7 protein-coding genes are annotated in these 13,307 nt (G+C 55.8%); all 7 read left to right on the forward strand.

The genetic code is table 11. From position 1 onward, the window contains the following. Positions 1 to 2 precede the first annotated feature (2 nt). The 7 genes from ACMXD4_RS03725 (at position 3) to ACMXD4_RS03755 (ending at position 13,254) form a co-directional block, all read left to right on the forward strand. Positions 3 to 1,697 carry an FHA domain-containing protein gene (locus ACMXD4_RS03725; RefSeq protein ID WP_415879899.1) on the forward strand — a complete coding sequence of 565 codons (1,695 nt, stop codon included), beginning with the start codon at positions 3 to 5 and terminating at the stop codon, positions 1,695 to 1,697. Between the two features lie 160 nt (positions 1,698 to 1,857). Further along, positions 1,858 to 5,541 carry a hypothetical protein gene (locus ACMXD4_RS03730; RefSeq protein ID WP_415879900.1) on the forward strand — a complete coding sequence of 1,228 codons (3,684 nt, stop codon included), beginning with the start codon at positions 1,858 to 1,860 and terminating at the stop codon, positions 5,539 to 5,541. Between the two features lie 152 nt (positions 5,542 to 5,693). Further along, entirely contained in the window at positions 5,694 to 6,782 is a 1,089-nt protein-coding gene (gene gcvT / locus ACMXD4_RS03735; RefSeq protein WP_415879901.1) for a glycine cleavage system aminomethyltransferase GcvT, read from the forward strand. A gap of 4 nt (positions 6,783 to 6,786) precedes the next feature. Beyond that, positions 6,787 to 9,708: an aminomethyl-transferring glycine dehydrogenase gene (gene gcvP / locus ACMXD4_RS03740; RefSeq protein WP_415879902.1), complete on the forward strand. Its 2,922-nt coding sequence runs from the start codon at positions 6,787 to 6,789 to the stop codon at positions 9,706 to 9,708. After that, the gene (locus ACMXD4_RS03745; protein ID WP_415879903.1) at positions 9,692 to 11,089 is read left to right on the forward strand and encodes an exonuclease domain-containing protein; all 1,398 of its coding nucleotides are present in this window, start codon (positions 9,692 to 9,694) and stop codon (positions 11,087 to 11,089) included. The genes gcvP and ACMXD4_RS03745 overlap by 17 nt, the downstream gene beginning before the upstream one ends. 139 nt (positions 11,090 to 11,228) lie before the next feature. Next, entirely contained in the window at positions 11,229 to 11,762 is a 534-nt protein-coding gene (locus ACMXD4_RS03750; RefSeq protein WP_415879904.1) for a hypothetical protein, read from the forward strand. Positions 11,763 to 11,865: 103 nt separating this feature from the next. After that, positions 11,866 to 13,254, forward strand: a complete 1,389-nt coding sequence (locus ACMXD4_RS03755) for an IS4 family transposase (protein WP_415879905.1) — start codon at positions 11,866 to 11,868, stop codon at positions 13,252 to 13,254. Positions 13,255 to 13,307: the final 53 nt, after the last annotated feature.

Consider the following 13,307-nt stretch of genomic DNA (forward strand, 5'->3'; position numbering starts at 1 on the left):
TGATGGAAGACGATAAAACCGTTTTCATGGGTGTCGGTCCGTTTAAAGCACCGGAAGCGGATGCTGATCGCACCGTATTGGTCAAGCCGGAAACGCTACTGGTCGATTTGCTGAATATCAGCGGACAAGTGATCGCCAACTATGCTTTTGAAAACAGTTTTAGTGTCGGCCGCTCCGCAGAGAACTCGGTGGTCGTCAACGATCAATCCATCAGCCGGCATCATTTGCAAATCAAGCGCGAAGCGGACGGCTGGTGGCTTTATGACTTAAATAGCACGCACGGCGTGTATCTGGATAAGCAAAGACTGGCCGCCAAAACCAAGTTGCAGTTGCCGGTATCGTTGGGTTTGGGCGTTTCACCGTTTGAACTAAAAATCGCCTCGGCAAATGCAAAACCCGTTTTGCCCACGCCTAAAGACGACGCCACTTTATTTGCCGCCGCGCAAACGCCGGTTTTAAATCAGCCCATAGCCCCACCACCCAAGCCGCAACAGAATTTATCTGCCGACGCCATCAAAAACCGCCTGTTGTCCGAGGAAGAATCGGCGGATATGGGCGACTACACGCGCATGGTGCGGCGGGTGATCCGCGAGGATAGAACAGTCAGAACCAAAAACTATAAAAAACTGATTTGGTCCTTGGGAATCTTGTTTGTGATAGCCGCCGGCTTGGTCACTTACCAATACCTGGCGCTGGACAATGCCCGTAAGCTGGCGATCAACATGTTTTACGACGTCAAAACCCTGGAAGTCAGTTTGTCGCAAGCCGATATTCGCTTGGCGGAAAATATCGAATCTCTGGGTAAGGCTCTGGAGGAGTTAAAGGACGAAAAACTAAAGGTCTCGCAGGAGCGCATCAAAGGCGAACAGGCCAAAATTCTGGAAGAAAAAAAACGCCTGGCCGAGGAACGGCAAAAGCTGAAGCTAATGAAAGCCAAATATCAGGAATACCTGAAAGAAATCGACTTTCTACGCCTGAGCTTTCCGACCGACGAACAGTATGAACGTGAGTTAATCACTCGTGTGGTCAGAGGCTTTGGCGAAAGCGAATTGGAACTGCCGGACGAGTTTGTCACGCAAGTACGGCAATACATCAAAAACTGGCAGGATACCGGCAGATTGCGCCTGGCTATTAAAAACATGCAAGACAACCAATACGGCCCGATGGTGCTGGAAGCCTTGGATAAGGAAGGCCTGCCCGCTTATTTTATCTATTTGCCTCTGCAGGAAAGCAATTACGACACGAAAGCGATAGGGCCGGAAACGCGCTTTGGCATTGCCAAAGGTGCCTGGCAATTTCTAGCGACCACCGGCCAGGAATACGGGTTGCCGCCCGGCCCATTGGCGAATGTCAGAGAATACGACGAGCAGGATGCGCGTTTTGACTTTGCGCAGGCCACCCAAGCCGGCGCCAAATACCTGAAATACATCTACAGCAAGCAGGCGCAGGCATCGGGCTTGTTGGTGATGGCCAGTTATAACTACGGCCATAATAAGGTACGCGGGATGGTGGAAAAAATGCCGGATAACCCGCGCGACCGCAACTTCTGGAAATTCATCCAGCAATACGAAATTCCAGTAGAAACCTATGATTACGTGTTTTACATCGTCTCGGCGGCGGTGATAGGCGAAGACCCTAAGCATTTCGGTTTCGACTTTAGCCCGCCACTTCTACAGCTAACTCAGGCCGTCAATTGAGTTTCTGTTTTTGTTCCAGCGCAACGCCCAATGATTTTGCATAGACTAATGAACCGGCACTAAAGCGGAAATTTTTGCCAAGCTGTTTTATCATGGTATCGACAAGGATGTGTCTGCTCCCGGGCTTGGCTCGGGTGTTTATAACTGACAAGGATTTTCGATGCTTCCCCGCACTATATCCCTTCGGCTGTTTTCGGTTTCCACGCGCTGCATTTTTGTCTGCCTGTTGGCAATAGCTGCTCCTGGTGCGAGCCTGGCCGGATTAAATGACGCAACTCATAATCTCCCCATTAATCCGACGCCGCAGCACCCGGCCTTCTTGCTTGAGTTGGGCAGCGCGCCTTCTGCACTATCTCATCTCCTGCCCGGTGTCCAGATCGTGCAAGGCCAAGCGCTGCCGGAACTGCAAGCCGGTATCAGTTGGCAAGTCGAGCCTGATGCTGTCAACGTGTTGCATGCCGGCTTTGGCGCATGGCCGGCGGCTTTTCGGTTCAACTTAACCCAGCCTGCGGCGGGTGATTTTAAATTTTGGGCTCGCTGGCGGCAGGGCGGCGATCCGAATGTTTGTGTACAGACTTTTGAAGTCTGGGCGGGACCTGATGCCGGCCGGTTGGCGTTGCGCAGCAGCTTTGCGCTGAAACCTAGCGGCTGGGAATACGCCTGGATGACCGGTGATAAGCCGGTGCCGCTGAAAGTCGGTGATACGGTGATCGAAATTCGCAACAGCGGCAATGGTCACGATGCCAAAGTGTTCGATGCGTTTTTGTTGGCGTCGCCGTGGGTGGCGTTGCCCTGGGAGGGGCGAGCGGATCAACCGGCAGTATTGTTGGAATTAGGTAAGGCGCCAATCTTGGCGGCGTTGCCCAAGCCGCGCTATCTCGACGTTATTACTGGCAGCGCCACGGCGGGCCGCAATACCGGCGCACTGGCCATCGAGCAGGATGAAGCATTATTGTTTCATCAAGGGTTTGGCGATTGGGGCGGTAGTTTTCGCTTTGCATTGCCGGCAGCCCTTAAGCCTGGCGAATATCGATTGCTGGCCCGCTATAAAAGCGGCGGCGAAGTGTCTCAGGTCAAACAACACTTTATCGTCAAGGCCGGTGCAAAACCTGAAGAACTGGCGACTCGCACCGAGTTTGCCCTGACTAACAACACCCCGTGGGAATACCAATGGTTGCCGGCACCTGCCGGCGTGACATTGTTGCCTGGCGACCGCTGGCTGGACATCGAAAATAGCGGCAAGGCCGACGGGGCCAAAGTTTTCGACGCATTTTTATTGATACTTAATAAGCCGCTTGGCGAGTGGATGTCCGCCGAGCAGGCGCAGGCCAGAAATCGCTTCTTGGCGTTGACTAAACCTGCCGCCGCAGGCCCGCGACGCCTTTATCTGTTGGATGGCAAGGGCGAACATGCCGAGATGTTATTTGGCGGCTTGGCTGCGGATGCGGCTCGACCGGTCTATGAAAATTTGCCGGTCACTTATTTGCTCGGCCCAGAAGCCGAAGCGATGGCCGGGCAATTAAATATTAAGACACTGCCCGCCGCGGTAATCGCCGACGACCATTTCACCGTGCTCGGCGTCTTGACTCAACCGGCCGCAGCAGCGGAGGTGCTCAAGTTTCTGGCTGAACCAGGCAAATTCGGCAATATGCCGATACCCGCCCAAGTGAATCCCCTGCCGCCGACACCGTTGCAAAACGGTGTGCCAATGGCTTGGCTGGTCGGCGGTTTGCAGGACGGCCAAGCCGGCGTATCGGTGTTTGGCCTGGATACAGAAACTATCTTACGGCCCAACCCTGAGCAAGCCTATCTGAGCCTGGAAATGATGGGCGGCAAAATGCGCGATTGGCGCATCGCACCAACCCAAACCAACGGTGATGCCGACATAGAAGCCAGCACTGCACATGCTTATGGTTGGTCGCGCGGAACTGGCTATGCGCAGCTTTACATTCATGCCCAGCAAGCAACGCCAACGCTGTTGCATCTAAGGCAATCCGGTATCAAATCAGCCGGCTGGCTGGATGGTCAATCTATTACGTTTACCGATGATCCAAGCCCACCCGACGGATTCGCCAAAACTATGGGTACTCAAGTCAAAACGCTATTGCATAGCTTGACCACCGAAGGCTTGCCGGCAACTGCATCAGCGGAGCGTAGGCTGTCCCCGCAAGTGGCGACGCTAAACTTGACGCCCGGCTGGCATAGCCTGCTGCTGAAACTGGTAATGCAACATGAGCAAGGACAGCGCTTTTATTTCTCCGGGGCATTCACCGATCCAGCCGGACAGACATCGGCAGGCTTGACAACCCAAGTTAGCGATCCCGATGCGGATCTGGCTTTACATCGGATTGCCACAAAGTTACGGCCTATCGTGTTCGTTGATGCGCCGGCCAACCTGCTGCATCCGGGGGATGCGCTGAGGTTAAAAGTGGATTTACGCTGGCAGCCGATTTTGGAAGAAACTACTTTATCGGCGCCGTTACTGCGCTTTCCGGCAAAATGCCGTCTGCGCCTGGTCGATTACAGCGGTAAACAAATCGCCGAACGGGAAGTCAGCGATAACTTTCCCGGTCAGATTGAAGCCGATTTTGGCAAGCTTCTTGAGCCGGGTTATTACGCGGTCTATCCGTCCTTGTATACGACCGACGGCCGCTTGATCATGCATTATCCGGCCGACGGTTTTAGTGTGGTCGGCGGCAATGCCGCCCAAAAGCAACGGCTGGCGCAAAAGAAACTTTGGAACAACGATTACTACGCGCTGGCCGACGGTGACAAAAGTTTCAAGCAATCTGGCGGCTATTTTGCTTGGCTGGAACGGATGGGGATTTTCAGAAGCTACGGCAGCTATCCGGGTTTTGCTCCCGACTATAAGCCGCTGTGGGATCAAGCCAAGCAGCGCGGCTTGCAGCTATTTGCCGATTCCTCAGGCGACAGCAATTGGTTGAACGACAAGCCTAACGACGGCCAAAACTTTATCCAATCGGCGGCGGCTTACACTCGCTATTTTAAAGCCACGAACGAAATAGATATTCGCCATGAAGCCGATTGGCAAGCGCTGCGCGAGCCGGCGCATTGGGTCGAACGAGCTAAATGGGAATATCAACAAGCCCATCAAGCCCGCAGCGATGCGCATTATGTCGGCGGCAGCTTGGTCAGGCCCGGCGAGGGCGATTGGTTTAAACAGGTATTGCAATTGGGTTTGGACAACTACCAAGATGCTTGGGACGTGCACGCCTATCCGCAACAGCCGCCGCGTTTTGGTGGGCCGATTGGTAATGGTTCCAACGAAGATGAGCGGGGTGTGCTGGCAAGCTATGCCAGCCTGGGCCGCAGCAACAAATTGCCGTTCTGGCTTGGCGAAACCGGTGCCAAGGCCATGCACGGTTTCAGCGGCCGGCGCTGGCAGGCCGAGCAGGTAGCGAAAATCATCGCCTGGGTCAACAGCCGTCCGGATTATCTGGGTGTAGCGTTTTGTATTGCCCACGAATATGACCTGGCTTACGGCCGAATATGGGACTATTCCTTAGGCCATAAGCCCGGCGAAGCGGCCATGTATACCGCCAGCGCGCTGATTGACGGTTGGCCGTACCGTGCTATCGATACCAAGGACGGCAACATTCAGGCCGCTTATTTTGGTGAGACTTTGATGATCTGGCGGACGGATGACGCCCGCAGTGACTGGCCAATACGGCTGGACCCGAGCAAAGCCTGGGTGGCGGTGGATGTCGTCGGGCAAGCACAGGAACTGGCCGTCGATAATGTGGGCCAGGCCATCGTCTCAATTTCCTCCAGCCCCATGTATGTCTTATCGCGGGCGAATTATCTCCAGGCGATTCGCGATTGACGGATTGCGGAATGCCTGTGTTGGTGGAACGCAAAACTGTTTTTTCGAAAATTGCCAAACGATATTGCGTGCGGCATTAATGCTAAATACCTTGGTTTGGCCGCACTACGCGGCTAGACTTGCACCATTACTAATCCACACGGGATGGCCAGGTGAATAGTTCAAAGCAAACCCCCTTATACGATTTACACCTGCAACTAGGTGCCAAGATGACCACGTTTGCCGGTTACCAGATGCCGGTGCAATACAAAAACGGCATCATTCACGAGCATTTGCACTGCCGCAGCCAGGCCGGTTTCTTCGATATTTCCCATATGGGGCAGTGCCGAATATCGGGCGAAGGCGCGGCAGAGGCCTTAGAAAAACTCACGCCCGGCGGCATCGTCGATTTAAAGTGCGGCGCGCAGAAATATACCGTCTTGACCAACGCCGACGGCGGCGTTATCGACGACATCATCGTCACCCGCATCGAATCCGGCTTATCCCTCATCGTCAATGCCGGTTGCAAGGACAAGGATTTTGCTTATCTGCGCAGCCAATTACCGGCCGATTGCGTATTCGAAGCGTTAGCTGAGCTAGCCTTGTTTGCCTTACAAGGGCCGGCTGCGGCAGCGGTGCTGGCCAAGTTTGCGCCGCAGACTGGCGAGCTGAAATTTATGCAAGCGTGCGCCACCGAGATTGCCGGAACCCTATGCCACATCAGCCGTAGCGGCTACACTGGCGAAGACGGCTTTGAAATATCCTTGCCGCAAGCCGACGCGGAGCGCATCGCCCGTTTGCTGTTGGCGGAACAGGGCGTTGAACCGATTGGCCTGGGGGCTCGCGATACGCTGCGCTTGGAAGCCGGTTTGTGCCTGTATGGTCACGAGCTTAACGAATCGATTACACCTATCGAAGCGGGTTTGCAGTGGATATTCAAAAAAGGCCACAGCGATTTTCCCGGCGCGGAAAAAATTCTGCAGCAACGGCAGGATGGCGCGGAGCGAGTGCGCGTCGGCCTAACGGTGGATGGCCGTATTCCGGTGCGGGACGGCTGTGAGATTGTGCATCAAGACCAGCCAATCGGCACGGTGACCAGCGGCAGTTTCTCGCCGAGTCTAAATCGGCCGGTGGCGATGGCGCTGTTGGCTCGCCGATTTGCCGAGCCGGGTACCGGATTAACCGCGCTGGTGCGGAACTCTGCTATTTCGGTGACGGTCACTTCGCTACCTTTCGTTCCGCACCGTTACCGGAGAACATAAAGCCATGTCTGCAAAAAACGCCCGTCTCGACCAACTGGAAATGCGCGGTAATTTCATTCAACGCCACATCGGTCCCAATGCTCAACAGACTCAGGAGATGCTGGCCGAGCTGGGCTTGAGCGATCTGGAACAGATTGTCGGCCAAGTGATTCCGGCCAATATTTTGAATCACGAACCGCTGAAACTTACCAATACCATCAGCGAGCGGGCGGTGATCAAATACTTGCGCAAAATGCGCGAGCGCAACAAGGTGTTGGTATCGATGATAGGCATGGGTTACTACGACACCATCATGCCGGCGGTGATCAAGCGCAACGTCCTGGAAAACCCCGGCTGGTACACCGCCTACACGCCGTATCAAGCCGAAGTCGGGCAGGGCCGGCTGGAAGCTTTATTGAATTTTCAGCAAATGATCATCGATTTGACCGGTATGGATATCGCCAACGCCTCGCTGCTGGACGAAGCGACTGCGGCGGCGGAAGCCATGACCATGTCGCGGCGGCTAGCAAAAAGCCCGTCCAACACCGTGTTGATCGACAAAGATTGCCATCCGCAGACCATTGCGGTGGTGCAGACCCGAGCCGGTTCCTTGGGCTACGAAGTGGTGGTCGCCGATCCGTTCGACAATCTGGCGCAACACGATTTCTTTGCCTTGATTCTGCAATATCCGGGCTCCAGCGGCGAAATCCGCGATCTGACCGAAGCGACCGCGATTGCCCACGGCAAACAAGCATTGGTCACGGTAGCGGCTGATTTACTGAGTTTGGTCTTGCTTAAGCCGCCAGCGGCTTTCGATGCCGACATCGCGGTAGGCAGCGCTCAGCGCTTTGGCGTGCCTATGGGCTATGGCGGCCCGCACGCGGCGTTTTTTGCTACCCGCGACGAATTCAAACGCTCGATGCCTGGGCGCTTGATTGGTGTGTCCAAAGACAGTCACGGCCAGATCGCTTTGCGAATGGCCCTGCAAACCCGCGAGCAACACATCCGCCGCGATAAGGCCACCAGTAATATCTGTACATCCCAGGTGTTATTGGCGGTGATCGCCGGGTTTTATGCGGTTTATCACGGCGCGGAAGGGCTGGGCCTAATCGCCGGCCGGGTGCATCGCTATGCGCAGATTCTGGCAGCGGGTTTGGTGCAAGGCGGCCATCAAGTACTGAGCCAATGTTATTTCGATACCGTGGTGGTCAGCGTGCCGAATCGCGCCCGCCGCATCGCCGCACAGGCGGCTGATGTGAATATCAATCTGCGGGTTATCGATGCCGATACACTGGGTATTGCTCTGGACGAAACCACCAACCGCGAGCATTTACGCACCTTATGGCAGGTGTTCGCTTCGCCGATTGCCGAATTGCCGGACATCGCCGCGTTGGATGCGACGCTGGGCGAATGCATCCCGGATACGCTATTGCGTGACGACGCAATTCTGAGCCATCCAGTGTTCAGTCTGTACCATTCGGAAACCGAGATGATGCGCTACATGCGCCGGCTGGCGCGCCGCGATATTGCCTTGGACCGGGCGATGATCCCGCTGGGTTCGTGCACGATGAAACTCAATGCCGCTACCGAAATGCAGGCGATTTCGTTCTACGAATTCAATGCCATGCATCCGTTTGCGCCGCTGTATCAAGCCCAAGGGTATCAGCAATTATTCGCCGAGCTGGAGGACATGCTCTGCGATTTAACCGGCTTTGATGCCTTCTCGTTGCAACCCAATGCCGGCTCGCAAGGCGAATACACCGGCCTGCTGGTGATCCGCAAATACCACCAGGTCAACGGCCAGGGCCAACGTAACATCTGCCTGATTCCGGCCTCGGCGCACGGCACTAATCCGGCCAGCGCTACTTTGGCCGGGTTGCAGGTCGTGGTCGTGGCCTGCGATGACCACGGCAATGTCGATGTCGCCGATCTGCGCGCCAAGGCCGAGCAGTTTAAGGATACGCTGGCGGCCTTGATGATTACCTATCCGTCCACCCACGGCGTTTACGAACAAGCGTTTCGGGAAATCTGCGACATCGTTCATCAACACGGTGGCCAAGTGTATATGGATGGCGCTAATTTCAACGCCTTGGTCGGTCTATGTCGGCCCGGCAAGATTGGCGCGGACGTGGCGCATTTGAATTTGCACAAGACGTTTTGCATCCCGCACGGCGGCGGCGGTCCCGGCGTGGGGCCTATCGGTGTGGGTGCGCATCTGGCGCCGTACTTGCCGGATCACCCACTCGTGGAAGGCGTCAATCCCGCCAAGGGCGAACACGGCACGGTGGGTACCGTATCGGCGGCGCCGTGGGGCTCTGCGAGCATTCTCACCATTTCCTGGGCCTACATCGCGATGATGGGCGCCACCGGCCTGCGCCGAGCAACTTTGACCGCAATCATGAATGCCAATTACATCGCCCGCCGCCTGGCGCCGCATTACCCGATTCTGTACACCGACGCCAACGGCTGGGTCGCGCACGAATGCATCATCGATTGCCACGCCTTTAAAAAAACCGCCAACGTCACGGTCGAGGACATCGCCAAGCGTCTGATCGATTACGGTTTTCATGCCCCGACCGTATCGTTTCCGGTGCCGGATACCTTGATGATCGAACCCACCGAAAGCGAAAACAAAACCGAGATCGACCGCTTTTGCGCGGCGATGATCGCGATCCGCGACGAAATCCGCGAGATCGAGACTGGCACAGCCGACCCGCAGCACAACGTGTTGCACAACGCACCGCATACCCACCGCCTGTTGCTGGAGGACTGGCATTTGCCGTATTCCCGGCAAAAAGCCTTCTTCCCGGACAGCCACCAGCACGACGACAAATACTGGCCGCCGGTCGGCCGCATCGACAGCGTCTACGGCGACCGCCACGTATTTTGCAGTTGTCCGCTGGACTGGGCGCAAGCCGCGACGGAGTGCGATGTCGAAACTCGTTAACCAGCCGCTGGCCTTCGTCGACCTGGAAACTACCGGCGCGACTGCCACCAAGGATCGCATCACCGAAATCGGTATCGTGCTGGTCGATGAAGACGGCGTGCGGGAATGGAACCAACTGGTCAACCCGCAAACCCGGATTCCGTTGTTCATCGAACAAATGACCGGCATCAGTAACGAGATGGTTGCGCAGATGCCCAGCTTTGCGCAAGTGGCCGGCGAAGTGGCGGAATTGCTGGAAGGCCGGCTGTTTATCGCCCACAACGCCCGCTTCGATTACGGCTTTTTGAAGAACGAATTCGGCCGGATCGGCCTGAGCTTTCGGCCGCAAGTGTTGTGTACCGTCAAACTGTCGCGGGCTTTGTATCCGCAATACCACCGGCATAATCTGGACAGCCTGATCGAACGCCACGGCTTGCAAGCCAAGGACCGGCACCGGGCTTTGGCCGATGCCCAGTTGATCCACCAATTCTGGACTCAAGCCTGCGAGCAGTTCTCGGAGGCGGTGGTCGACCAAGCCGCCCAGCGTCTGGTCGGCCGCTCCAGCCTACCGTCCAACATCGACCCAAACTTGATCCACGATTTGCCGGAAACCCCCGGCGTCTACCTGTTTTATGGCGAAAATGATTTGCCGCTGTACATCGGCAAAAGCGTCAACATTCGCAACCGGGTGTTGGCGCATTTCGGTGCCGACCACAAGAACAGCAAGGAGATGAGTCTGGCTCAGCAATTACGCCGAATTGACTGGATCGAAACCGCCGGCGAGTTGGGCGCGCTACTGCTGGAAGCGCGCTTGATCAAGGAAAAAACGCCGGTGCATAACCAGCGCCTGCGCCGTAAAAACGCCTTGTGTGCCTGGCAGTTGCAACAACAGGGCGAACAGCTTAAGCCGGTATTGATCTGGGCTGGCGAGCTGGATTTTGGCGCTCAGGATAATCTGTACGGCCTGTACCACAGTCTGCGCGACGCCCAAAAAGCCTTGCGCGGCGTCGCCGAGCAGCACGGTCTCTGTTTGAGTGTGTTGGGCCTGGAGAAAACCGCTGCCGGCAAGCCGTGTTTTGGCTACCAGATCAAAAAATGCCGCGGCGCCTGCGTCGGCAAGGAAGCGCCGCTGGCGCACGCGGCGCGGCTGTTGATCGCCATGCAAAAACTCAAACTCGCAGTTTGGCCTTATCCGGGCGCGATTGGCGTGCGCGAAGGCCAGGAACTGCATGTGATCGATCTCTGGTGTTATCTGGGTACGGCCAAAAACGAAGCGGACATCGCGGAGCTGTTGCAGAGCGGTCGGCCGGCTTTTGATCGGGATACTTATATGTTGCTGAGCAAGTCGTTGAAAAAGGCGGAGGTTGTGGGGTTGTCGCGAATCTTGGAAATGGGTGGTTAACATGACCTTTGCGGCCATATTGTCGGGGAACTGGATGGCGAGTTGCAATGCTCGAATGGCGGCGGGCGCTTCGCTTATCCGCCCTAGGAGCCTCAGCTTCAAACACCAGATTTATTTATAATTCGAATCAGGAGAATTTATGGCGGTATATCCGATGCTGGGGTCTATGATGGCCGGTACTAACATCCATTCATCGCATGTCTTTGAAACGCGCGTCATACCGTATCTACTGGAGACTTGGCTAGACGACTACAGACGTTTCATTAAAGGCAGCAAAATTTTGGAGACTAATGTTGACGACTTTTCGTATTTGTTCGATGTGACGATTGAACGATTGATCGCCGCATGGGGTGTTAGCAACGGTCGACATGCTGGTGCCCGTGACCGTTCTCGAATGGCCGGCCACCCTCTCAGTGATGGTCCAGATTATCACCGGGGCCACTCTATCCCGCATACCCTGGGTGGAACGACAGATATTAACTTGGTTCCGCAGCTCGGCGCCGTCAATATTGGTCCTTTCCGGCAGCTGGAGAAACGCGCGGTAGCCACCCCCGGTTCCTTGTATTTTACCTATTGGATATACGGCGCGTCAGGCAGTCAGAGGCCGTTGTATGTTCAACAGGGTCTGTTAATTCCGGGGAGTTTTCCTGACATTAGAACTCATCCGAATTAGACGTTTATCTCGCTCCCACGCTCCGGCGCTCATCGTTATACACAAGTCTCCCAACGACTAAACTACCAGGAGGCATGAGGCATATAGATGATGGAGAACAGCGATGAGCAATTGGGCCGAAGAAGAAGTACAAACCGCTGATTTGGAAGATCGGCGCCTGAGTAAACGATTGGCACTGTTACTGGAGCGATTAGGCGAACATCCCCAGCTCAGCATCCCGGCGGCCTGTGGCGGCTGGAAGGAGACGATGGGCGCTTACCGGTTTTTCGACAATGATAAGGCGACTTTCAAAAAGATACTGGCGCCGCATCGAGATGCCACGGTCGAACGGATGAAGAGCAGCCCGGTCGTATTGCTGGCGCAGGACACGACGGAGTACGACGAAAACATTTGTTTGGGGCCAAAAGGTCTCGGTACTTTGAAAGAGATGGCGAAACATGCGCGCCGACTACATCCGACCATCGCCTTTACGCCGTCGCGGATTTGCTTGGGTGTCGTCAAGGCAGCGTATTGGGCGCGTGACGGCGCCAGCCCGCGACAAGCGCGGCGGCACAAAGGCGTGGACGAAAAAGAAAGTCGGCACTGGCTCGAAAGCTATCAGGATAGCTGTGCCTTACAGGCGCAAATGCCGGACAGTTTATTGGTCAATCTCGCCGACCGCGAGGGCGACATTTACGAATGGTTTGTCGAATACCAAGACTATGCGCCGACTGCTCGCGCTGAATGGATTGTTCGGGCGACGCAGAACCGAGACCTTCTGGTCGAGCCGGAAAATGCGGCGAAATGGCTATGGTCGGCCCTGGATCAAGCGCCGGTCATGGGTTATACCGAGGTTAATGTCAAGTCGCGGCCGAACCGTGCAGCGCGACTGGCGCATATCACGGTACGCGCCGCCACGGTGCCCCTCAAGCCGCCAACGCGTATTGGGTATCGACTGCCGGCATTGAGCATCAACGCGGTGCTGGCGCGCGAAGAGACGCCGCCAGCCGGCAAGGAACCCTTGGAATGGCTCCTGCTGACCAGTTTGCCTGTGGCGAGTTTCGAGCAAGCGACTACGGTGGTGGCGTGGTATGGCGTGCGCTGGTGTATCGAAGTGTACTTCCATGTATTGAAGAGCGGTTGCCAGATCAAGCGGCTACATCTGGAATCGGAAGAACGGCTACTACCTTGTTTGGCGCTCTATATGGTTATTGCCTGGCGGGTGTTATTCAGCCTGATGCTCGCGCGCGCAGCGCCGGACATGGATTGCGAGATTATTTTCGATCCGCAGGAGTGGCGAGCGGCTTATATCGTCGTCAAGCGCTGTCCACCACCGCTCACGCCACCGCGCCTCGGTGAGGTAATCCGACTGATTGCAAGCTTAGGCGGTTATTTTGCCCGCAAACACGATGGTCCACCGGGTGCCAAGGCCATGTGGATCGGCTTACAGCGCTTGCGCGATTTTGTCATCGCCCTCAATGCTCAACAGGATCTCGCAATGAGATGTGTATAACGATGAGCGCTCCGCGTGGGAACCAGATAAACATAACACTGTCATTCGAGCGC

The organism is Methylomonas sp. TEB (genome assembly GCF_047777895.1).
In the GTDB taxonomy this organism is placed as follows: Bacteria; Pseudomonadota; Gammaproteobacteria; order Methylococcales; family Methylomonadaceae; genus Methylomonas.